Raw genomic sequence first — 21,689 nt, forward strand, 5'->3', positions numbered from 1 at the left:
AACTATGGGGATAAGGCCAAAAAGTCAACCGCCCCTCTCCCCTAATTTCGTCATGCCGGGCTCGGCCCGGTATCCATCGCCGCGCCGACGTCATGGACCCCGGATCGAGTGTCGGGGGTGACGAAGAGGATTATCCCGCCAGCGCTTTCTGCCGCCGCCTTTGCACCGACGAGCCATAGCCCATCGCCTCGCGATATTTGACGACGGTGCGCCGCGCGATATCGTGGCCTTCGGCGGCGAGCTTCTGCGCGATCACCTCGTCCGACAGGATCGCCTTCGGGTCCTCGGCGTCGATCAGCGCCCTGATCCGGCTCTTCACCGCCTCGGCCGACACCGCGCCGTCGCCGGCGGTCGCCGAAATGCCGCTCGAAAAGAAATATTTGAGCTCGAACAGTCCGCGCGCGCACGACAGATATTTGTTGCTCGTCACGCGGCTGACGGTCGATTCGTGCATACCGATTTCCTCGGCGACCTGACGCAAGGTCAGCGGGCGCATATGCGCGACGCCGTGGAGGAAAAACCCCTCCTGCTGTTTGACGATCTCGCTCGCGACCCTGACGATCGTGCGCTGGCGCTGGTCGAGCGCGCGCACCAGCCAGTTGGCGCCCGCGAGCTGTTCGGACAACCACGCCTTGTTCCTCGCCGCCGCGCCCTGCGCCAGCTCGTCGTAATAGCGCCGGTTGACGAGCAGCCGCGGCAGGGTGCCGCTGTTGACCTCGACCAACCAGCCCTCGGCGGTGCGGCGGACGTAGAGGTCGGGGACCACAGCTTGCGCGACGCCGCCGCCGAAGCGCAGCCCGGGCTTGGGATCATAGCCGCGCAGCTCGCGGATCATGTCGGCGAGATCCTCGTCATCGACCCCGCAGATGCGCTTCAATTGCGGAAAGGCGCCCTTCGCGACGAGGTCGAGGTGCGCGACCATGCATTGCATCGCGGGGTCGTAGCGGTCGGCCTCGCGCGCCTGAATCGCGATGCATTCGGCAAGGTCGCGCGCGCCGACGCCCGCGGGGTCGAACGCCTGAACCCCTGCGAGCACCGCCTCGACGAGCGCGAGCGGCACCCCCAGCCGCTGCGCGAGTTCGGGAAGGTCGGCGCGCAGATAGCCCGCCTCGTCGATCAGCGCGACGAGCTGTTCGGCGACCATCGCCTCGAGCCCCGAAAAACGCTCGCCGACCTGCGCGAGCAGATGGTCGTAAAGCGTTTCGTCGGCGCCGGCGAAACTGTCGAAGTCGATTCCTTCGCTCGACCCCGACAGGCCGACCGAATCGCTGGCGCTGTCGTGATGGAAGCGCTCCTCGGCGTAATCGACGTCGAGATCGTCGGCGGTCCCGGCGTCGGACGACAGCGCGGCGTCGGTCTCGCGCGCTTCGGCCGCGGCGGCGGGCGCTTCGTCGGCCGGCTCGTCGGCGCCGCCCTCGCCCTCTGCCGATGCCGTATCGAGCAGCGGATTGCCTTCGAGCGCTTCGGCCAGATAGGATTCGAGTTCGAGGTTCGACAGCGCGAGCAGCTTGATCGCCTGCTGCAACTGCGGCGTCATCACCAGCGATTGCGACTGGCGTAAATCGAGGCGGGGACCCAGAGCCAAGAGCGGCTATCCCGTCAGCAAAAGCGTGTGTCCCCGCGAAGGCGGGGACCCATCTCCTGCCGGTTCGAAATGGCACCTGCCGGAGATGGGCTCCCGCCTTCGCGGGAGCACGCAAATTTGTCGAGCCGCAGCGCAGCGGTCACAGCGAGAAGCCCTCGCCGAGATAGAGGCGGCGCACCTCGGGGTCGGCGACGAGCTCGGCGGGCGACCCCGCGAGCAGCACCTTGCCGTCATAGATGATGCACGCGCGATCGACGAGGTCGAGCGTTTCGCGGACATTATGGTCGGTGATCAGCACGCCGATGCCGCGCGTTTTCAGGTCGGCGACGAGGTCGCGAATGTCGCTGATCGACAGCGGGTCGATGCCCGCGAACGGCTCGTCGAGCAGGATGATCGACGGATTGGCGGCCAGCGCGCGCGCGATTTCGGCGCGCCGCCGCTCGCCGCCCGACAGCGCCATCGCCGATGCGTCGCGCAGCCGGGTCAGGCCGAATTCCGCGAGCAGCTCGTCGAGCCTTTGCTCGCGCGCGATGCGGTCGGGCTCGGCGAGTTCGAGCACCGCGGCGATATTCTGCTCGACCGTCATCCCGCGAAAGATCGAGGTTTCCTGCGGCAGATAGCCGAGGCCCAGGATCGCGCGGCGATACATCGGCAGCGCGGTGATGTCCGATCCGTCGAGCATGATGCGTCCGGCGTCGGGCTTCACCAGCCCCATGATCGAATAGAAACAGGTCGTCTTGCCCGCGCCATTGGGGCCAAGCAGCCCGACCACCTCGCCCTTGCCGACCGACAGCGACACGTCGGAGAGCACCACGCGCTTGTCGTAGCTCTTGGCGATCGAGACGACCGCCAGCCCGTGGCCCGCCGCCGCTTCCTCCTGAACATGCGCGACATTTTCGGCGACGCCATGGTCGGCCTCGGTCAGCGTCGCGAGCTTGGGATCGTCGGTCATAGGCGGTTCGTTACCCGAGGAGCGGCGCCAGCGTCAATCTGGCAGGATTATTGCATATGATTGTTGCGCGGGACGATTGTTGCGCGGGACGATTGTTGCGTCTGTTGAGCCCCTCCCCTTCAGGGGAGGGGTTGGGGTGGGGCCATCGGCCTTGCGCAAGGCCGAGGGCCCCACCCGCTGCGACTAGCGAACAAGTTCCCAAGTCTCGCTGCCCTCCCCTGAAGGGGAGGGCGTTTCCCTTCATTCAATGCCCCACCGTCTCGCCGCGCGTCACCCCCGACTGCGCGAGCTGGTCGTCGATCGCCGCGACCAGCCGTTCGAGCCCCGCGGCATCCTTCGCCTCGGCGCGCGCGACGAGCACGTCCTGCGTGTTCGACGCGCGGAGCAGCCACCAGCCATCGTCCGTCAGCACGCGCGCGCCGTCGGTGCGGTCGACTGTGGCCTCCGCGGTCGCGAGCCGGTCGAGAACTTCGTCCACAATGGCGAATTTGCGCGACTCATCGACCTGGAAGCGCATTTCGGGCGTGTTGACCATCGCGGGCATCTCGCCGCGCAATTCGGTCACGCTCTTGCCGAGCTTCGCCGCCGCCTCGATCAGCCGCACCGCGGCATAGGGCGCGTCGTCATAGCCGTAATAGCGGTCGGCGAAGAAGATGTGCCCGCTCATCTCGCCCGCCAGCGGGCTCGCGGTTTCCTTCATCTTCGCCTTGATAAGGCTGTGGCCGGTCTTCCACATCAGGGGCGTTCCGCCCAGCTCGGCGATGCGGTCGAAGAGCGCCTGGCTCGCCTTCACATCGGCGATGACCGTCGCGCCCGGATGCTCGCGGAGCACCGCGGCGGCATAGATCTGCAACAGCTGGTCGCCCCAGATCACGCGCCCTTCGCCGTCGATCGCGCCGATGCGGTCGCCATCTCCATCGAAAGCGACGCCGAAATCGAGGCTTCGCTCGGCGACGAGCTTCCTGAGGTCTGCCAGATTCCTCTCGTCGGTAGGATCGGGATGGTGGTTCGGAAAATGACCGTCGACGTCGGTGTAGAGAAGATGATGTTCGCCGGGCAGGCGCGCGGTGAGCTTTTCGACCACCGGTCCCGCGGCGCCATTGCCCGCGTCCCAGCCGATGCGATAGGCGCCGCCCGCAAAACCCTCGACCAGCCGGTCGACATAGGCGTCGGCGATATCGACGCTGTCCGATCCGCCCTCGCCGCTCTCCCAGTCGCCCGCGGCGGCCATTGCGCCGATCCGCTGAATGTCGGCGCCGAAGAAGGGGCGGCCCTGAAACACCATCTTGAAGCCGTTATAGTCGGGGGGATTATGGCTGCCGGTTATCTGTATGCCGCCATCGACGTCTTCCGTTGACGCCGCATAATAGAGCATCGGCGTCGGTCCCATGCCGATGCGCAGCGCATCGACGCCCGCGGCGTTGATCCCCTCGACCAGCGCCGCCTCGAGCATCGGCGACGAAAGGCGCCCGTCATAGCCGACCGCGATCCGCCTGCCCCCGGCGCGCGCGATCAGCGTCGCGAAGCTGCGGCCGATCGCGCGGGCATCGGCCTCGGTCAGCGTGTCGCCGACGACGCCGCGGATGTCATATTCGCGCAGCATCGTGGAATGGAAAACATGGGTCATCGGATCGCTCGCTTGCTGGGGGAGGGGGATGGTCAGGCCATGGCGAAAAGATCGCCGTCGGGGTGGAAACGCTCGCGCGCGGGAAGATTGAGGCCCCCCATCGCTTCGCGAAGTTCCTGCCGCGCAACGACATGTCCCATCCCCATGCCGCCGAGATGCGCCTTGTCGAGCAGGGTGAGACCGGCCGGGAACAGCTCGCGATAGATGACGCGCTCGCCGAGCCCCGGGATCACGCGAAAGCCGACGCGGCGCGACAATTGGGTCAGCGCCTCGCCGACGCGGCGCATATTGTGGGCATCGACGTGCTGCAGGCGGTTGCGCAGGATGATCCAGTCGATCGTCCGCCCGTCATTCTTCGCGCGCGCCTTGCGCGCATCCCAGATCAGCTCGGAATAAAAGCTCGGGCGCGTGACCTGAAAGCTTTCGGGATCGACCTGGCCGATCAGGTCGAAGTCGATGAAGCTGTCGTTGATCGGCGTCACCAGCGTATCGGCGCTCGTCGCCAGATGGCGCGCGAACACATCGTCGCGGCCTGGCGTGTCGGCGATGAAATAGTCGGCGCCATCCGACAGCCGCGCGACCTGATCGTCCAGTTCCTCGATCGTCGAACCGGCGAACACTTCGAACCGCGGCGTCGGCAGCGCGATGTCGCGCCGCTTTGCCGTATTCTCGCGATTTTCGAGATAGCGGTGAAAGGTGCGCTGGCGCGGATCGAGGTCGAGTCCCGCGACGCGCCAGCCCTGGCTCGCGAGCGCGACCGCGAAATGCACGGCGCAGGTCGATTTGCCCGTACCACCCTTTTCATTGGCGAATATGATGCGGTGCGGCGCGGGATTCGTCATGACCGTTGCGATTTTCCTGTCGGCGCGGCATGGCGGCCGCATGAGGTGGCGTTTGCGCCGCCAATATCGGAGGCTGAACGGCGGTGCAAATCATCCGTGATATCGCCACGCTTCGTCGCGCCGTTGCGGCGCTGAAGCAGGGCGGCAAGAGCGTCGCGCTGGTCCCGACGATGGGGGCGCTCCACGAAGGCCATCTCTCGCTCGTGCGCATGGGGCGGCGGGTCGCCGACCATGTCGTCGTGTCGATCTTCGTCAACCCGACGCAGTTCGGCCCGAACGAGGATTATGCCGCCTATCCGCGCGACGAAGCGCGCGACGCCGCGCTGCTGGCGCAGGAGAAGGTGTCGCTGCTCTGGGCACCCGATGTGGACGTCATGTATCCGGGCGGCCACAGCACGCATATCGAGGTCGCCGAGCTCGGCGCCGACTATTGCGGCGCCGCGCGTCCCGGCCATTTCGATGGCGTCGCAACCGTCGTCGCCAAGCTGTTCAACCAGGTCCATCCCGACATGGCGATCTTCGGCGAAAAGGACTGGCAGCAACTCGCGATCATCCGCCGCATGGCGCGCGACCTCGACTTCGGGCTCGACATATTGGGGGCGCCGATCGCGCGCGATTCCGACGGGCTCGCGCTGTCGTCGCGCAACGCCTATCTGTCGAAGGACGAACGCGCGGCGGCGGTCGCCTTTCCGAACGCGCTCAAGGCCGCCGCGGCGGCGATCGCCGCCGGCGCCGACGTCGAGACGAGCCTGACCGAAGCCGCGACCGCGATCCATGCGGGCGGCTTCGAGCATGTCGATTATGTCGCGCTCGCCGATGCGGACAGCCTCGAACGGCTCACCGAATTTCGCGCTCCGGCCCGCCTGCTCGCCGCCGCGAGGATCGGCAACACGCGGCTGATCGACAATTGGCCGGTGGGATGAATCATCGCCCCCGCGGAGGCGGGGGCGACGCTAGAGCATCGTGCCGGAAATCTGCACCGTTTCCCCGAGCGAAGACGAGGGGCTCTGCCGAGCGAAGTCGAGGCGGCGACGCTGCGGTTCTCGCTCTGCTCGAACGAGCCCCTCGTCTTCGCTCGGGGATGCGGATGATTCAGATTTCGCGCAATTTGCTCTAATTGCCGATTTCCGCGCCCTTCCCCGCTTATCCCCGAAAAATCGCCGCACGGTTAACGCTTTGTTGACCATAAGCCGCTTTGTTGAACCCCGAAGTCTCCTGTGGGGGGAGGCAAAGGGGGTTATCATGGCCAATAGTCTGAAGTCCGCCCGGTTTCTGATCGAGAGCCGCCTGCTCGACGCGGCGCGGGGCGACGCGGGTGCCTATTTCGATCTCGGCATCGCCTTTTCGACCGGCACCGGCGGGGTCGATGTCGACCTGATCCAGGCGCATAAATGGTTCAATCTCGCCGCGCTCGGCGGCAGCCTTGAAGGCCAGCAATGCCGCGCCGACGTATCGGGCGAAATGAGCCGCGACGAAATTGCCGAAGCGCAGCGCCAGGCGCGCGCGTGGCTCGACGAAACGGCCCGCCGCCCGGCCGCCCGGCGCTTCGCGGCCTGATTTTGGTTCACGCGAAGACGCGAAGGCGCGAAGAAGACGGCTCGGGCCGACAGGCCCATTTCTTCACAAACGATGCAGCTGGCCGCAGTGGTTGAAAGAGAAAGCCGCTTCGCGGCAAACGCGACCTCTTCGCGTCTTCGCGTCTTCGCGTGAAATTTCATTCCTGATCCGCCCGCCGAAACGGCATCTGCCCTTCGAGCCAGTCCATTTCGGCCTCTTCGGCCATCCGCTCGCGTTCGAGGAATTCCGCGACCGCGCGGCGGAAGCCCGGGTCGGCGATGAAATGCGCCGACCAGGTCGCGACCGGCCCATAGCCGCGCGCGAGCTTGTGCCCGCCCTGCGCCCCCGCCTCGACACGCGCCAGCCCGCGTTCGATCGCAATGTCGACCGCGCGGTAATAGCAAAGCTCGAAATGCAGATAGGGAATGTCGGCGAGGCACCCCCAATAGCGGCCGTATAGCGTATCGGCGCCCAGGAAGTGCATCGCCCCCGCCACCGGCCGCGCGCCGTCCCACGCGAGGACGAGGATGATGCGGTCGGCCATGCGCGCGCCCATCAGGTCGAACGCCTCGCGCGTCAGGTACGGCTGCCCCCATTTGCGCGCGCCGGTGTCCTGGTAAAAGGCCCACATCGCGTCCCAATGCGCGGACGTAATCGCGCTGCCGGTCACCTCCTCGATCCGCAGTCCTTCGACCGCACGCGCACGTTCCTTGCGCAGCTGCTTGCGCTTCGCCGAGGTCAGCGTCGCGAGAAAATCGTCGAAGCTCGCATAGCCCCTGTTGGCGAAATGGAACTGGATATCGCGCCGCACCAGCCAGCCGGCGCCCTCGAACAGCGGCATCTGTTCGGGCGCGACGAAGGTCGCGTGCGCCGAGGAGAGATTGTTCTGCCGCACCACCGCTTCGGCGGCGCGGATCAGCAGCGCCGCATCCTCCGCACCCTTCGCCAGCAGCCGCGGCCCCGGCACCGGGGTGAAGGGCGCCGCGATCTGCAGCTTCGGATAATAGCGGCCGCCCGCGCGCTCCCATGCATCGGCCCAGGCGTGGTCGAAGACATATTCGCCCTGGCTGTGCGCCTTCAGATAGGCAGGCGCCGCCGCGACGAGCGCGCCGGCTTCGTCCTCGACGAGCAGCGGCGCTGCCTGCCAGCCGGTGCCCGGCCCGACGCTGCCCGATTCTTCGAGCAGCGTCAGGAAATCATGGCTCACGAAGGGATTGGCGCCGCCCGCGAGCGCGTCCCACGCCGCGGCATCGACCGCGGCGACGCCGCTGCCGAGCGAGAGGGTGCGCGCGGGCGGGTCGGCCTCGGCCATGGGCTCCTTAGGCGGGTTTCACCGCAACGATGGCGTCGACCTCGACCGCGGCGCCGAGCGGCAGGACCGCGACGCCGACCGCGCTGCGCGCATGGCGTCCCGCCTCGCCGAATACTTGCTCCATCAGCTCGGACGCGCCGTTCGCGACCTTGGGCTGCGCGGTGAAGCCGGGATCGCTGTTCACGAATACGCCGAGCTTGACGATCTTTTCGACGCGCGACCAGTCGCCGTCCACCGCCTTGCCGATCTGCGCGACGAGCATCAGCGCGCAGCGGCGCGCGGCGTCGTAACCCGACGCCTCGTCCATATCGAGCCCGAGGCGGCCGGTGACCACGTCGCCGCCGCGAAAGGGCAACTGGCCGCTGATGTGGAGAAGCCCGCCCTGTTCGACAACGGGCACATAGGCGGCGACCGGCGCGGCAGGCCTGGGAAGGTCGAGGCCGAGTTCGGCGAGCTTGGCGGGGATGTCCATGATGCGTCCTTATACCAGTTGGGGCCGGGGGGCCGGGATATTTTCGTCGAGCCGCGCGAGGATCCAGTCCGCCGCTTCGGCCCAGTCGTCGATCCGCGCGTGCGCATACGGCGCCGGGGCGATCTTGCCCGCGATCGCGGGTTCGCCGACCATGTGCAGGCGCCACACCTCGGGCGCTTCGAGCGCGACCGAATGATGATGGCCGGCAAGGTCGTCGATGAACACCGCGACGCTCGGCCGCCGCTCGTCGAGCAGCCGCCGCACCGGTTCGCCCTTGCCGCCGCGGCTGCCGATCACCGGCGCGGCGAGGCCGAGCGCGGCGAGCTGCGCCGCGCGCGCCGCCTGATGGTCGGGACCGACATTGGTGAGCACGACGATGTCGGCCGCGGCGCCGATCGCCGCCATCGCCGCCATCGCGCCGCTTATCGGATATTGCCGCTCCATCTCAGTGCGGAAAAAGCCGTCGAGCAAGGGCCAGACCTCGGCGGCTTCGAGCGGCGTCCCGCATTCCTTGCGCTTGAGCGCGCCTGCAAAGCTCGCATCCTCCATGCGGAACAGCACGCCATGCGCTTCGTCGACCCACCGGGCGAAGGGCACGACCATGTGCATCAGCACCTCGTCGCAATCGGTGATGACGAGCGGGCGGGTCATGGCGGTCCTTCCTGTCCTTCGAGCCGGCCGGCGGCGGCGGCGAGCGCTTCGGGCTTCATATCGAGCGCCTCGGCACAGGCGACAAGGTCGGGCTCGTGCGCGGCAAGAAAGCCGAGCACCGCGGCGAGCGTCGCGCGCTCGTCCAGCGCGGCGCGCAGCCCCTCGGGGGTCAGGCCGGTCATCCCGAGCAGCCGCTCGGCGCGCGGCTCGTCGGCCAGTATCCAGCCCAGCGCGTGGAGCGCCACCGCTTCATCGCCGTCATGCACGTCGAAAAACTCCTTCTGCGCGAGGCAATTGTGTCGCGGGACCGATTCGCCTAAACCGGTGTGGGACGCAAGCGGGGAAAGCGTGAAGCATGGGCAAGACCATTTTGGTCGTTGAGGACAATGAACTCAACCTCCGCCTCTTTTGCGACCTGCTGAACGCTCACGGTTACAGCGCGCATCCGGTGCGCGACGGCCGCGACGCCCTCGCCAGGGCGCGCGAGGTGTCGCCCGATCTGATCATCATGGACATTCAGCTGCCATATGTCAGCGGGCTAGAGCTGATCGGCCAGATGAAGGCCGACGCGGCATTACGCCCCGTCCCGATCATGGCGGTCACCGCCTATGCCGGCAAGGGCGACGAAGAACAGATCCGCGCCGCCGGCGCCGAAGCCTATGTGTCGAAGCCGATCTCGGTGATCAAATTCATTGAGAGCGTCGGCGCGTTTGCTTGAGGCGAGGGCGTTGCCCGCGTCACCACAGCGCCGGCTTGGCGACCATCAACCAAAAGACTCCGAGCAGCCCCAGAAAGGCCGGCCAGCCGAGCAGGAACCATAACCGCATCGTCCGGGCATAATCAGTGCCGAGCGGGGTTCCCATTTGCGCGGCGGCAGCGGCAAGACGTGTCGCGCGAATTTGAAGCCCCACGACCGGCACCCAGCAAGCGAACGCAAGCAGGTACAGGGCATAGGTCGCAGCAAGCCATGACTCGGTGGGCGAATAGCCGGCATGAAAGACGAGCCAGAGGCCGCTCGCCGGCTGGACGATCCCGCTCGTCCCGGTGAATATCCAGTCGGCACGCACCACCATGCGCCCGACGCTAGCGATCGTTGCGGCATCGCGCGTCAGATGCGCGGACCAGAAATACCATGCGGTGCCTGCGCCGAAGCCGAACAGCACGGTGCTGCCGACGATATGAAGCGTTTTCATCAACAGATAGGGGTCGATCATTTCTTCTCCCCGATCACGCCGTACACCGCAACGAGCAGCAAGATCGGCAAATTCTTGAGAAGCGGCCCCAGCGGGTCGAGCCAGAGGCGCGGGAGCGCCAGACCGATCACGATCGAATAGCCAAGAATGGCAGCGATCTGGATGATCGTAGCGAGCCGAATGCTGCGGCCGGACAACAGCAACGTCGCGATCCCTACGTCGGCCAGGCTGGCGCCGATTCGCAGCGGGTCGTCTAGCGCCGGCGAAAGGCCAAGGCCCTTCACGACCTCGCGCGTCGCCGTCTCACCATAAACCAAACCGAGCCACGCCGAGGCAAGCCACAAGAATATCAGCGCGGCGCGGGTCGCCGGTGCGAGGAAGAAGAGCCGCGCATGCCAGCGATCCTGTACGTCGGCGGGATGTGCTCGCAAGGCGTCCTCCAGACGCCTCGGTTTCGTTCCGATGGCCTCGGCGTAGGCGGCGCTGTCGCCCGCATTGCCCGCGACGAGTTGCGAAAGACTGTTGCTCGATACCGGGCCATCCCCAGTGAAATCGCCGATCCGGCCGAGTGCGCGCATAATAGGCATCGGCACCGAAACGAAGCGCGCCTCCCCAAAGCCCAGCCATGCACGATAGCGCTGCAACAGCCCGCGCAGGTCGATCGTCGCAGGACCGACGGGTTCGAGCGCGCGCCCAGCGAAAGCCGCGTCGCCGCAGAGGCGGACGACGTCGCGCGCGAGATCCTCGACGTGGATCGGCGTGAAGGCCTGATCGCCCGCGCCCGGAAGGGGGATGGCGAATGGGAACCCCGCCATGCCGCGAAGCAGCGACGTGCCGCCGTAGCTGCCGTCGCCATAGACAAGCGAAGGGCGCAGGATCGTCCAGTCGAGGCCCGATTCGCGCAACACCGCCTCACCCGCCAACTTCGTCCTTGCATAGTCGGTCGGCACGTCCGGGCGCGCGCTGATCGCCGACATCAATATGGCTTGCCGGACCCCGGCAGCGCGCGCCGCGGCATAGAGCGCGCGCGGCATCGCGATGTGGACCGCCTCCATGTACGGCCCACGCAAAAGCCCCGCTGCGTTCACGATGCACGCCACGCCGGCCAACCGATCGCGCCACGCAGCCTCGTCGGTCGCCTGCGCGAGATCGACGGTCACGAAACGCACATCGGGAAACAGCCGCTCGAGTCCGCTGGAAGACCGGACGACTGCCACGACCTCATGTCCCGCCGCCAAGGCCGACAGGATATGGCGCCCGATAAATCCTCCCGCGCCGAGCAGCATGACCCGCATATTCGTCCCCTTCGGACCCCGCGTTAGCGGGCAGAGGGTCACAGGTCAGCCCCCATTGTATCAACGCAAACGACCGCCCTTGTCTTGGGATTGCGCAGTCCTCGCTGTATAACGCCGTCCAAAGGAGAGCGGCATGGCGGGCGGTCTGGCAATCGTGCTGAGCGGCGGCGGCGCCAAGGGCGCGTTTCAGGTCGGCGTCGTCCACGAACTCGTCGTCAATCGCGGGGTCGCGATCGACATCGTCGCGGGGGTGTCGACCGGCGCGATTCAGGCGCTGGGGGTGGCGCAGGACGATGTGCCGGGGCTGCTCGACGCGTGGCTCGGGATCAGGGGCAATGCGTCGATCTACAAGGAACGGCCATTGGGCGTCGTCGGCGGCTTTCTGGGTGAGGATGCGATCTATGACGCCGCACCCTTGCGGCGCTTGCTCAAGGGCTTTGCCGACGATGCGCGGCTGCGCGCCAGCGGACGCAAGCTGCTGCTCGGTGTCGTCAATCTGGGCACCGGCGTCTTTCGCACCATCGACGAAAGCGTCCCCGGCATTCACAATTGGGTCTATGCGAGCTGCGCGATGCCGCTGTTTTTCGACCCGCTCAAGACGCGCGCCGGCGACGGGACCGAGGAACAATGGGTCGACGGCGGGGTGCGCGACGTGACGCCGCTGAGCGCGGCGCTGCAGCTCAATCCGCGCGGCGTCATCGCGGTGCGCGCCTCACCCGCGCCGCAGCCCGGTCCGGTACGGACCTTCGGCAATCTGATCGACATCGGGCTGCGCGCGGTCGACATTCTCCAGTCGGAGGTGTCGGCGAACGACCTCGCCGGCGCGGCGCTCGTCAACGATCTGATCGCGGCGCGCGAGGCGCAGCTGCGTGCGCTGCAGGCCGAAGGCATCGGCGGCGCGCAGGCGGCGCGCATCCTCCGCCCGATCGACGTCCAGATCGCGCGCTACCGCTTCGCGCCGATCCGCATCATCGAGCCCGAGGCGGAATATTCGGACACGCTCGATTTCGATCCGGCCAAGATCCGCACCGCGATCGACGCCGGCCGCCGCGCGGTCGAGCGCGAATGGGACGCGCTCGAACCCTTGCTCAGCTGATCCTGCTCAGTCGGGAGCGTCCACCTGCGCCACGTGCGACACGGGCACGTCGACGCGATCCTCGGTGATCCAGCGCCGGAAAATATCGCTCCAGCTGACGATCAGCGGCCCCGGAAACAATGCGTCGGGGTGCCAGCCGAGCAAATGGCGTCCATCGCGCCAATCCTCCGGTGCCTCTTCCGCCTTGATCCAAATCACTCGACCCGTATCCATCTCTTTGGGATGCTTTCCCCTGGCCGCCGCCAAAGCCGAAAACTGCCCAAAAAAGCCGCTTCAGTCTGTGCCGATTTGCGGCAATTCGCCGCAGCCTGTGCAGGATTGAAACAATCGTGCACGGACGCGTTCTTGCGCAACCTAGCTCGGGCAAGCTGAACCCCCGGCAACGCCGGCCGGGCGATACGGCGCAGGAAAAAGGGCGGCGCGCGGCCGCCCTTTGAAAATTGTCCGAAGGAATCGCGGGGAAAGCGGCGCCGGCTCGTCCCGAACGGCTCGATCCACCCTAGGTGTTTGGCGGAATGTCCGCGCGCCACGGGGCTCCGTAGTGGATGGCCACCGCCGCTTGCGAAGCGTCCATCAATATCGTCCAGAGTCTGGCAAGCCAGCCGGCGCGGCGAGTATCGCGGGTCATGTCTGATCTCCTTGGGCCGTCGGTGCAGGGAGGGGGCCGGACGGCGCGGCTGGCACATCATTAGGGCGATACCCGCGGCCACTGGCGCGAAAATTGATAGTCACAGCGACCAAATTTTGCGCTATGAGGAAAAATATGCGAAAAAACGTCACCCTCGATCGATTCGACCGCCGGCTGCTCGACCTGGTGCGGCAGGATAATCTGGCGCCCGCCCGGATATTGGCGGACAAGGTAGGCCTGTCGGTTTCGGCGGTGCTGCGCCGGCTGCGGCGGTTGCGCGAGGAAAAGGTGATCGTCGCCGATATTGCGGTGATCAATCCGGCGCTGACGGGCTCGGCGCTCACCATGCATGTGCTCGTGCGGATGCAGCAGGCGGGACCGCAGACGATGGACGGTTTTGCCAGGGAAATCGCGCGCCACCCGGAGGTCACCGGTGCATGGGACGTAACCGGCGACGACGATTTCCTCCTCAAGATTCAGGTCGGCAGCATGGAGGAATATGACGTCTTCACCCGGCGCGTGCTCGGCGAAGACAAGGGCGTGCATTCCTTCACGACATTGATCACCATCCGCACGATCGTCGAGGACGACACGACACGGCGGCCGCTGCGCGATCGCTAAGGCGCGGCGCGCACGAAAAAGGGCGGCGCAAACGGCCGCCCTCTGAACCCCGGCCTTCGCCGGGATGACGCATTTTCAATCCGCGCGCGCTCGGCGCGCGGGAAAATGCGTCACTTGATCTTGGCTTCCTTGAACTCGACATGCTTGCGCGCGCGCGGGTCATATTTGCGCACCGACATCTTCTCGGTCATCGTGCGCGGATTCTTCTTGGTGACATAGAAAAAGCCCGTGTCGGCGGTGCTCACCAGCTTGATCTTGACGGTCGTCGGCTTGGCCATGGCCCTATCCTTGGATTATCTGGCACATCCGCCGGGCGCCCGACCGATGCGGCGGGGCTTTGCGGCCCCGGCGGTTGGTGTGAAAAACGAAGAGGGCCGCGCGCCGGGCGCCGCCCCCATTTATCCGGGCGCCCTTGGCGGGATTCGCCGCTTCTGTCAAGCAAAAGCCGCGCGGCGGCGCGTCCGGGCGAGGCGGTGCGCACGCCCCGCCCGCCGCGGCGTCAGACGTCGCGGATCACGAAGCTCACCGTCATCGCGCGCCAGCTTTCGACGGCGACCCCGCCGCGCGTCGCGGGCTTGAAGCGCCATTTGGCAAGCGCGCGCTTCTTCGTCGCCTCGAAAAAGGCGGGGTCGTCGGCGCGGACCAGCTCGACCGCCTTCACCCGCCCGTCGGTGCCGATCAGCACGCGCACGACGACGCTGCCCTCGACCCCGGCGCGCTGCTGGCGCGGCGGATAATCGGGCTGGAACTGTCCGGCGTAGCGCGGGTCGATCTGGGCGGTGACCAGCTTCGGCGGCGCCGGCGGATCGAGTTCGACAGCGGGGCCGGGTGGCAGCGGCGGCGGATCGAGGATGACCGGTCCGTCGGCGACGCTGTTGCTGTTGTCGGAAGGCAGCTTGAATACTGTGTCGGGAGTGTCGGCAGCCGTATCGGTCCTGGGCTGCGCTTTTACGTCGGGTTGAGGGTCCGGCTCGGGTGGCGGCGTTTTTGGCAACTCGATCAGCGTTCCGACGAGCGGTATCGTATGCGGTGCTTCTTCGACGACCATCGGCGACAGCGCGACCGCGACCACCAGCGCCGCGGGCAGTCCGATCGCGATCGCCGCCGCGATCGGCCGGTGCCGCGCACCGGGATCATAGCCATAGCGGGCGCCCGCGGAGGCCGGCGCGCGTTCGGGCGCGGCGGCGAGGGCGGAAATCAGGGGTATCAGCGTCATGGCATCTCTCCTTGCCGGTGACGACCCGAACCCCGCCGCATCTTGACCGCGGCTATCGGCCAGGCCGGGTTATGAGATAATATAACGTGACGCCGATTGTCAATCGGAGAAGTCGGCAAAGTGCGGCGCGAGCGGAAGCGCTCTCAAGCCCGAGTGCTCCCGCGAAGGCGGGAGCCCATCTTCCGATCGCGCGATCCTGCACCGGTCGGCGATGGGTCCCCGCCTTCAGCCTTTGGCTGAAGTTTATCCTGAGCGCCTGCAAGGCAGTCGAAGGGCGGGAACACACGAGCCTGCGCAAGCGATTCATCCGGAATGGATCAGCGCGCCGAAAGCCGCGCCAGCGCCTCGTCCTTGGCGATCAGCGGCAGCAATTGGCGCATGTCGGGGCCATGGTCGCGCGCGGTGAGCGCGCGGCGCAGCGGCAGGAACAGCGCGCGGCCCTTCGCCCCCGTCGCCGCCTTCACCGCGTCGGTGAGCGCGTGCCAGGGGTCGGCGTCCCAGTCGATCGCCGGCGCTACAGCGGCCGCCGCGTCGAGCACCGGCAGGTCGGCGGCCTCGGGCGCCGGCGGCGCGAACGGCCCGTCGAACACCGGGACCCACTCGGCCGCCTCGGCGACGGTCATCAGGTTCGGGCGAATCGCCAGCCAGCGCGCCTCGCCGATCGCCGCAGGCAGGCGCGGCGCGACCGCGGCATAGTCGGTGTGATGCAATATCTTCTGGTTGAGCAGCGCGAGCTCGGCTTCGTCGAAGCGCGCGGGCGCGCGGCCGAAGCGCGCAAAGTCGATCCCCGCGATCAGCGGCGCGAGGCTCGTCACCGGCTCGACCGGATCGCTCGTCCCGAGCCGCGCGAGCAGCGCCGCGAGCGCGACCGGCTCGATGCCGGCCTCGCGCAGATCGGCCATGCCGAGCGAGCCCAGCCGCTTCGACAGCTTGCCTTCGGTTCCGACGAGCAGCGCCTCGTGCGCGAAGGCGGGCGGCGCCGCGCCGAGCGCCTCGAACATCTGGATCTGCGCCGCGGTGTTCGACACATGATCCTCGCCGCGCACGACATGCGAAATGCCCATCGCGATATCGTCGATCACGCTCGGCAGCAGATAGAGCCAGCTGCCATCGGCGCGCCGCACGACGGGGTCGGACAGCGTCTTCGGCTCGAAATGCTGGGCGCCGCGGATCAGGTCGGTCCACTCGATCGGCGCCTCATGGTCGAGCCGGAAGCGCCAGTGCGGCGCCACGCCATCGGGCACCGGCGCGCCCTCGGGCCTGCGCTCATAGACCGGCGGGAGGCCGCGCGAGAGCAGGATCTTGCGCCGGATCTCCAGCTCCTCGGGCGTTTCGTAACAGGCATAGACGCGCCCCGCCGCCTTGAGTCGCTCGAACTCGGCCTCGTAAAGCGCAAAGCGCACCGACTGCCGCTCCTCGCCGTCGATGTCGAACCCCAGCCACGCGAGGTCGGCACGGATCGCCGCGACATATTCCTCCTTCGATCGCTCGAGGTCGGTGTCGTCGATGCGCAGCAGAAAGCGCCCGCCATGTTTGCGTGCCCACAGCCAGTTGTGGAGCGCGGTGCGGACATTGCCGACGTGGAGATGGCCGGTCGGCGACGGGGCGAAGCGGGTGGTGACGGTCATGGCGCGCCTATAGCCCGATTCGCGCGCGATGCGAGCATGGCGCGAACATAGGGCGGATCACCCCGTCCGGAACCCGTGCGTAATCGGATAGCGGCGGTCGCGGCCGAAGTTGCGCGTCGACAGCTTGACCCCCGGCGGCGCCTGGCGGCGCTTATATTCGGCGATCGCGAGCAGCCGCTCGATCCGCGCAACGGCGTCGCGGTCGAAGCCGTAGCGCTGAGCCACATCGTCGACGCTCGCTTCCTCCTCGACGAGCATATGGAGCATGCGGTCGAGGTCTTCGTAGGGCGGCAGGCTGTCTTCATCCTTCTGGTCGGGGCGCAGCTCGGCGCTCGGCGGCTTGGTGATGATTCGGCCGGGCATCACCGGGAACACCGGGTTGCGCGACAGGCGCGGCGCGTGCGCGTTGCGCCACTTGGCGATCGCGAACACCGTCGTCTTGTACGCGTCCTTCAGCGGATTATAGCCGCCCGCCATATCGCCATAGATGGTCGCATAGCCGACGCTCATCTCGCTCTTGTTCCCCGTCGTCAGCAGCATCGGGCCGAATTTGTTGCTGAGCGCCATCAGCGTGACGCCGCGGATGCGCGACTGGATATTCTCCTCGGTGATGTCGACGTCCTTGTCGGCGAAACTGTCCGACAGCATCGTGTCGAACGCCTCGACCGCGGGGACGATCGGGATGGTGTCGAGCCGGCACCCGATCATCTCGGCGCAGCCCTTCGCATCGTCGAGGCTTTCGCGGCTCGTGAAGCGGCTGGGCAGCATCACGCACCACACCTTGTCGGGTCCGAGCGCATCGGCGGCGATCGCAGCGCAGATCGCCGAATCGATCCCCCCCGACAGGCCGAGCACGACGCCGGGAAAGCCGTTACGCTCCACATAGTCGCGCAGCGCCACGACCATCGCATGATAGATGTCGGCGGGGTGCGCGTCCCATTCGGCGATCGCACCCGGCGCGCAGCTCCAGCGGCCGTCGGCACCCCTGGACCAGTGCGTGACGCGCTCTTCCTCCTCCCAATCGACCAGCCGGTGCATGGTCGCGCCATCGGCACCCAGCACGAAGGAGCAGCCGTCGAACACCAGTTCGTCCTGCCCGCCGACGCGGTTGAGGAAAGCAAGCGGCAGCCGGTTCTCGGCAACCCGCATCCCGAACACCTGCGAGAGCCGCCGGTCGTCCTTGTCGATCTCATAGGGGCTGCCGTTGACCGAGATCAACAGCTCGGCGCCCTGCGCCGCGAGATGGCGGCACACCGCCGGCAGCCACCCGTCCTCGCAGATCGGCAGGCCGAGCTTCACCCCGCGCCATTCGACGATGTCGGGCAAGGGGCCGGGTGCGAAGACGCGCTTCTCGTCGAAAGTTCCGTAATTGGGCAGCTCGTGCTTGCGCCGCACCGCGACGACCTGGCCGCGGTCGAGCAGCGCGACGATATTGTAGAGCTTCCCCTCGGGGTCGCGCTCGACCGAGCCGACGAGCATCGCCGGGCCGCCGTCGGCGGTATCGGCGGCGAGTTCGGCGAGCATCGCCGCGGCGCGCGTCGCGAGCGCGGGCTTGAGCACCAGATCCTCGGGCGGATAGCCGATCAGTTGCAGCTCGGGATAGAGGATCAGATCGGCCTGCCCGTGCCGCGCGCGCACCGCGCGCATCGCCGCGGCGTTGGCGGCAAGGTCGCCGACCGCCTGCGTCATCTGCGACAGGACGATGGTGAGCGTGGCGGGAGCGTTGGTCATGCCCCCGCCTTTATGCCGCGCCGCGCAGCGCGGCAATGGCGCGCGCGCCGTTCGGGGCAACTTCGCCCTTCCCCTATCCGCGCCCGCTGGCTAAGGGGCGCGCATCCATCCCCAACGGCGTCAAGGGGCAGCGCATGAAACTCATTTCCGGCAACAGCAATCTTCCGCTCGCCCGTGCGGTCGCGGACTATCTCGAGCTGCCGCTCGCCGATACCAGCGTGCGCCGCTTCGCCGACGAGGAAGTATTCGTCGAGATTCACGAGAATGTGCGCGGTCAGGACGTGTTCGTCGTCCAGCCGACCAACTTCCCCGCGAACGACAATCTGATGGAGCTGCTCATCATCGTCGACGCGCTGCGCCGCGCCTCGGCCAAGCGCATCACCGCGGTGATCCCCTATTTCGGCTATGCCCGGCAGGACCGCAAGCCCGGCCCGCGCACCCCGATCTCGGCCAAGCTCGTCGCCAATCTCGTCACCACCGCGGGCGCCGACCGCGTCCTCGCGATCGACCTACACGCCGGGCAGATCCAGGGCTTTTTCGACATCCCGACCGACAATCTCTATGCCGCGCCGGTGATGAGCGCCGACATCCAGGCGCGCTTCGGCGGCAAGAATCTGATGGTCGTCTCGCCCGACGTCGGCGGCGTGGTGCGCGCGCGCGCGCTCGCCAAGCGGCTCGACAACGCCCCGCTCGCGATCGTCGACAAGCGCCGCGAGCGTGCCGGCGAATCGGAGGTGATGAATATCATCGGCGACGTCGCGGGCCGCTTCTGCATCCTGATCGACGATATCGTCGATTCGGCGGGCACGCTGTGCAACGCCGCCGCGGCGCTCAAGGCGGCGGGCGCCGAAGGCGTCGTCGCATACTGCACCCACGGCGTCCTGTCGGGCGGCGCGGTCGCACGCGTCGAGGCGAGCGAGCTCACCGAACTCGTCATCACCGATTCGATTCAGCCGACCGACGCGGTCAACGACAGCGCCAAGGTGCGCGCGCTCACCGTCGCGCCGCTGCTCGGCGAAGCGATCAAGCGCATCGCCGACGAAACGAGCGTCTCGTCGCTGTTCGACTAGAGGGGCGTCCCGTTCGGGTTGAACCATAGCCGAAATACATGTCCATCCGGACAGGACGGACTCCGGCGAGCATCACCGCGCCACCAGCGCGCCCGCGATATGATCCATCTGACGGCGAAAGGCGTCGTGATCGGGGACCGCATGGACGAGCCCGCGCGCCGTCCAGCATAAAGCCTGCGCGATGCTGCCCGCGCGCGGCACCGCCGACCCGGGGCCGCTGAGCCGGATCGCCTCGGCCATCGCCGCGACGAGCCGCCGTTCGGCCGTGCGCACCGCCTCGGGCGGATCGGTCCGCATCGCCGCGACGATCTCGGCGCCGTGCGGCGATGCGTGCAGCGCCGGGCGGTGCCGTCCGACCCACGCATCGAGCGCATCGACGATCCGCGCGGGCAAGGTCTTCGCGGGCTGGTCGATGCTCGCGAGTGCCTCGGCGAGCGAGCGGTCGATCAACGCCTGCACCGTCCAATCGGCGAGCGCGCCCTTCGATCCGAAGCGATTGTAGAGCGACTGGCGCGACACGCCGAGCGCGCGCGCAAGATCGTTCATCGACGTCCGCCGCACCCCATAGCGCGCAAAGGTCGCGACGACCGGATCGAGGGGAAAATCATCGCCCATGAGCAGCTTTTTACAATATTTATGATATTTGTAAAATTGGTCTAGCGGGGTTGCGGCGCCGGCGTCGAACGGCGCTTCGTTCCGGGGCGCAAAGATCGCCGGGAGGGAGATGGGGATTCACGCGGAGACGCGGAGACGCGGAGGAATGATTGGGACCGAATGGTCCCATTGTTCCGCTTCGGTTCGGCTGCGTGCGCAGGGGGATGCGCAAAGCCGCTTGGCGGCGGGGCGCCATATCTCCGCGTCTCCGCGTCTCCGCGTGAATCAAATCCCCTGCGCTCTCTGCGCCGCTGCGCGAAACTTCTGAGGCACCCGCCGCCGCCATCAGACTGGCGACCGGCCGCGCTATGCGCTAGCGCCACACCCATGTCGCTCGAATCCGATCTCGCGCTCGCCAATCGCCTCGCCGATGCCGCGGGGGCCGCCATCCGCCCGCTGTTCCGCACCGCCTGCGCGCACGAAGCCAAGGCCGACGCCTCGCCGGTGACCGAGGCCGACCGCGCCGCCGAAGCCGCGATGCGCCGGCTGCTCGATGCCGAGGCGCCGCGCGACGGCATCATCGGCGAGGAATATGGCGCCGAGCGCGCGGGCGCCGCGCGGCAATGGGTGCTCGACCCGATCGACGGCACGGTCAGCTTCATGGCCGGCCGGCCGATCTTCGGCACGCTGATCGCGCTGCTTCAGGACGGCTGGCCCGTGCTCGGCATCATCGACCAGCCGGTCAGCGGCGAGCGCTGGGTCGGCGCGACGGGCGAACCGACGCTCTTCAACGGCCGCCCGGCCGCGACGCGCACCTGCCGCGACCTCGCCGACGCGACGCTCGCGACCACCGGCCCGCAATATTTCAGCGACCATGACGGCGAACATTTCATGGCGCTCGCGGCGAAGACCTCGCACAAGCGCATGGTCTTCGGCGGCGACTGCTATAATTACGGCCTGCTCGCGAGCGGGCATATCGACCTGGTGGTCGAGGCGGGGCTGAAGCTCCACGATTATGCCGCGCTGGTCCCCGTCGTCGACGGCGCCGGCGGGATGATGTGCGACTGGAACGGCGATCCGCTGAGCGCCGACAGCAGCGGGCATGTCGTCGCACTCGGCGATCCCGCCCGGCTCGAGGATGTTATCGAGGGGCTCGCCTGCCACCATTGACGCGAAAGGAGCGATCATGGCCTATGAAGGAAGCTGTCACTGCGGCGCGGTGACTTATGAAGTCGAGGGCGATATTCCGGGCGAAGCGATGAGCTGCAACTGCTCGCACTGCCGCCGCAAGGGATTCCTGCTCAGCTTCGTGCCGATCGACCGGTTCCGCCTGAAAAGCGGCGCCGGCAAGCTCAAATCATACCAGTTCTACAAGCATAATATCGACCATCAGTTCTGCACCGACTGCGGCTGTCAGGGCTTTGCCGTCGGCACCGGCCCCGATGGATCGAAGATGGCGGCGGTCAACCTGCGCTGCGTGCCCGAGGCCGATCTCGACGCGCTGAATATCCAGAAGGTCGACGGCGCGAGTTTTTAAGAGGGGTGGACCCCGCGCAGCCGGAGCCGGGCGGACAAAGGTTTCGCGCAAAGACGCAAAGACACGAAGAGGTCGGCGGACA

The 21,689-nt window shown here is 67.3% G+C and carries 25 protein-coding genes; 8 read left to right on the forward strand and 17 right to left on the reverse strand.

Translation table 11 applies throughout. The features are described 5' to 3' along the window. Window positions 1–130 precede the first annotated feature (130 nt). The 4 genes from rpoN to KNJ79_RS18835 all read right to left on the reverse strand — a co-directional run bounded on the left by rpoN (window position 131) and on the right by KNJ79_RS18835 (window position 5,006). A complete protein-coding gene (gene rpoN, locus KNJ79_RS18820; protein ID WP_317152188.1) occupies window positions 131–1,585 on the reverse strand; it encodes an RNA polymerase factor sigma-54 in 1,455 nt (484 codons plus the stop codon). 139 nt (window positions 1,586–1,724) lie between these two features. Beyond that, window positions 1,725–2,537 (reverse strand): LPS export ABC transporter ATP-binding protein, encoded by an 813-nt coding sequence (gene lptB / locus KNJ79_RS18825; protein ID WP_317152189.1) that lies wholly within the window; start codon window positions 2,535–2,537, stop codon window positions 1,725–1,727. 244 nt (window positions 2,538–2,781) lie between these two features. Next, entirely contained in the window at window positions 2,782–4,164 is a 1,383-nt protein-coding gene (gene pgmG, locus KNJ79_RS18830; RefSeq protein ID WP_317152190.1) for a phosphoglucomutase/phosphomannomutase PgmG, read from the reverse strand. Between the two features lie 32 nt (window positions 4,165–4,196). Continuing rightward, a complete protein-coding gene (locus tag KNJ79_RS18835; RefSeq protein ID WP_089215948.1) occupies window positions 4,197–5,006 on the reverse strand; it encodes a division plane positioning ATPase MipZ in 810 nt (269 codons plus the stop codon). 83 nt (window positions 5,007–5,089) lie between these two features. Here KNJ79_RS18835 and panC point away from each other — a divergent pair, with 83 nt between their 5' ends. Next, entirely contained in the window at window positions 5,090–5,929 is an 840-nt protein-coding gene (gene panC, locus KNJ79_RS18840; protein WP_089215852.1) for a pantoate--beta-alanine ligase, read from the forward strand. 319 nt (window positions 5,930–6,248) lie between these two features. Further along, window positions 6,249–6,563: a sel1 repeat family protein gene (locus tag KNJ79_RS18845; RefSeq protein ID WP_089215853.1), complete on the forward strand. Its 315-nt coding sequence runs from the start codon at window positions 6,249–6,251 to the stop codon at window positions 6,561–6,563. 157 nt (window positions 6,564–6,720) lie between these two features. Here KNJ79_RS18845 and KNJ79_RS18850 read toward each other — a convergent pair whose 3' ends face one another. Genes KNJ79_RS18850 through KNJ79_RS18865 form a run of 4 tightly spaced genes read right to left on the reverse strand, consistent with a single transcriptional unit; the run spans window position 6,721 to window position 9,264 of the window. Further along, on the reverse strand, window positions 6,721–7,875 hold the full coding sequence (locus tag KNJ79_RS18850) for a GNAT family N-acetyltransferase (RefSeq protein WP_317152191.1): 1,155 nt from the start codon (window positions 7,873–7,875) through the stop codon (window positions 6,721–6,723). Between the two features lie 7 nt (window positions 7,876–7,882). Continuing rightward, window positions 7,883–8,347, reverse strand: coding sequence for a RidA family protein (locus tag KNJ79_RS18855; RefSeq protein ID WP_089215855.1), 465 nt, complete (start codon window positions 8,345–8,347; stop codon window positions 7,883–7,885). A gap of 9 nt (window positions 8,348–8,356) precedes the next feature. Continuing rightward, complete coding sequence (locus KNJ79_RS18860) at window positions 8,357–8,998, reverse strand: HAD family hydrolase (RefSeq protein ID WP_317152192.1); 642 nt, start codon at window positions 8,996–8,998, stop codon at window positions 8,357–8,359. Continuing rightward, on the reverse strand, window positions 8,995–9,264 hold the full coding sequence (locus KNJ79_RS18865) for a DUF3572 domain-containing protein (protein WP_317152193.1): 270 nt from the start codon (window positions 9,262–9,264) through the stop codon (window positions 8,995–8,997). The genes KNJ79_RS18860 and KNJ79_RS18865 overlap by 4 nt, the downstream gene beginning before the upstream one ends. 89 nt (window positions 9,265–9,353) lie before the next feature. Between KNJ79_RS18865 and KNJ79_RS18870 the strand changes: the two genes are divergently transcribed. Beyond that, on the forward strand, window positions 9,354–9,716 hold the full coding sequence (locus tag KNJ79_RS18870) for a response regulator (protein ID WP_089215858.1): 363 nt from the start codon (window positions 9,354–9,356) through the stop codon (window positions 9,714–9,716). 19 nt (window positions 9,717–9,735) lie between these two features. On the opposite strand, the gene KNJ79_RS18875 is transcribed toward KNJ79_RS18870, so the two are convergent. Next, entirely contained in the window at window positions 9,736–10,212 is a 477-nt protein-coding gene (locus KNJ79_RS18875) for a DUF2269 family protein (RefSeq protein WP_089215859.1), read from the reverse strand. After that, window positions 10,209–11,486: an SDR family oxidoreductase gene (locus tag KNJ79_RS18880; protein WP_317152194.1), complete on the reverse strand. Its 1,278-nt coding sequence runs from the start codon at window positions 11,484–11,486 to the stop codon at window positions 10,209–10,211. The genes KNJ79_RS18875 and KNJ79_RS18880 overlap by 4 nt, the downstream gene beginning before the upstream one ends. Window positions 11,487–11,619: 133 nt before the next feature. Here KNJ79_RS18880 and KNJ79_RS18885 point away from each other — a divergent pair, with 133 nt between their 5' ends. After that, window positions 11,620–12,582: a patatin-like phospholipase family protein gene (locus KNJ79_RS18885; protein ID WP_089215861.1), complete on the forward strand. Its 963-nt coding sequence runs from the start codon at window positions 11,620–11,622 to the stop codon at window positions 12,580–12,582. Between the two features lie 6 nt (window positions 12,583–12,588). Here KNJ79_RS18885 and KNJ79_RS18890 read toward each other — a convergent pair whose 3' ends face one another. Then, window positions 12,589–12,780, reverse strand: a complete 192-nt coding sequence (locus tag KNJ79_RS18890) for a hypothetical protein (protein WP_141133960.1) — start codon at window positions 12,778–12,780, stop codon at window positions 12,589–12,591. A 301-nt stretch (window positions 12,781–13,081) separates the two neighbouring features. Then, window positions 13,082–13,210, reverse strand: a complete 129-nt coding sequence (locus KNJ79_RS18895) for a hypothetical protein (protein WP_317152195.1) — start codon at window positions 13,208–13,210, stop codon at window positions 13,082–13,084. 135 nt (window positions 13,211–13,345) lie between these two features. On the opposite strand from KNJ79_RS18895, the gene KNJ79_RS18900 reads away from it, so the two are divergent. Further along, window positions 13,346–13,831 carry an Lrp/AsnC family transcriptional regulator gene (locus KNJ79_RS18900; protein ID WP_089215949.1) on the forward strand — a complete coding sequence of 162 codons (486 nt, stop codon included), beginning with the start codon at window positions 13,346–13,348 and terminating at the stop codon, window positions 13,829–13,831. Window positions 13,832–13,941: 110 nt separating this feature from the next. On the opposite strand, the gene rpmG is transcribed toward KNJ79_RS18900, so the two are convergent. The 4 genes from rpmG to KNJ79_RS18920 all read right to left on the reverse strand — a co-directional run bounded on the left by rpmG (window position 13,942) and on the right by KNJ79_RS18920 (window position 18,406). Beyond that, complete coding sequence (gene rpmG / locus KNJ79_RS18905; protein ID WP_003042331.1) at window positions 13,942–14,109, reverse strand: 50S ribosomal protein L33; 168 nt, start codon at window positions 14,107–14,109, stop codon at window positions 13,942–13,944. A gap of 221 nt (window positions 14,110–14,330) precedes the next feature. Continuing rightward, window positions 14,331–15,047, reverse strand: a complete 717-nt coding sequence (locus KNJ79_RS18910) for an energy transducer TonB (RefSeq protein WP_317152196.1) — start codon at window positions 15,045–15,047, stop codon at window positions 14,331–14,333. A gap of 317 nt (window positions 15,048–15,364) precedes the next feature. Next, on the reverse strand, window positions 15,365–16,675 hold the full coding sequence (locus KNJ79_RS18915) for a glutamate--tRNA ligase (RefSeq protein ID WP_317152197.1): 1,311 nt from the start codon (window positions 16,673–16,675) through the stop codon (window positions 15,365–15,367). Between the two features lie 57 nt (window positions 16,676–16,732). Beyond that, window positions 16,733–18,406: an NAD+ synthase gene (locus tag KNJ79_RS18920; protein WP_317152198.1), complete on the reverse strand. Its 1,674-nt coding sequence runs from the start codon at window positions 18,404–18,406 to the stop codon at window positions 16,733–16,735. 134 nt (window positions 18,407–18,540) lie between these two features. On the opposite strand from KNJ79_RS18920, the gene KNJ79_RS18925 reads away from it, so the two are divergent. Further along, complete coding sequence (locus KNJ79_RS18925) at window positions 18,541–19,476, forward strand: ribose-phosphate pyrophosphokinase (RefSeq protein WP_089215950.1); 936 nt, start codon at window positions 18,541–18,543, stop codon at window positions 19,474–19,476. Window positions 19,477–19,548: 72 nt separating this feature from the next. Here KNJ79_RS18925 and KNJ79_RS18930 read toward each other — a convergent pair whose 3' ends face one another. Beyond that, the gene (locus KNJ79_RS18930; RefSeq protein ID WP_317152199.1) at window positions 19,549–20,091 is read right to left on the reverse strand and encodes a TetR/AcrR family transcriptional regulator; all 543 of its coding nucleotides are present in this window, start codon (window positions 20,089–20,091) and stop codon (window positions 19,549–19,551) included. A 366-nt stretch (window positions 20,092–20,457) separates the two neighbouring features. On the opposite strand from KNJ79_RS18930, the gene hisN reads away from it, so the two are divergent. Both hisN and KNJ79_RS18940 read left to right on the forward strand, forming a co-directional pair. Then, window positions 20,458–21,240: a histidinol-phosphatase gene (gene hisN / locus KNJ79_RS18935; protein WP_317152200.1), complete on the forward strand. Its 783-nt coding sequence runs from the start codon at window positions 20,458–20,460 to the stop codon at window positions 21,238–21,240. A 16-nt stretch (window positions 21,241–21,256) separates the two neighbouring features. After that, window positions 21,257–21,607, forward strand: coding sequence for a GFA family protein (locus KNJ79_RS18940; RefSeq protein ID WP_317152201.1), 351 nt, complete (start codon window positions 21,257–21,259; stop codon window positions 21,605–21,607). Window positions 21,608–21,689 lie beyond the last annotated feature (82 nt).

Source organism: Sphingopyxis indica (assembly GCF_032879645.1).
Lineage (GTDB): Bacteria > Pseudomonadota > Alphaproteobacteria > Sphingomonadales > Sphingomonadaceae > Sphingopyxis > Sphingopyxis indica.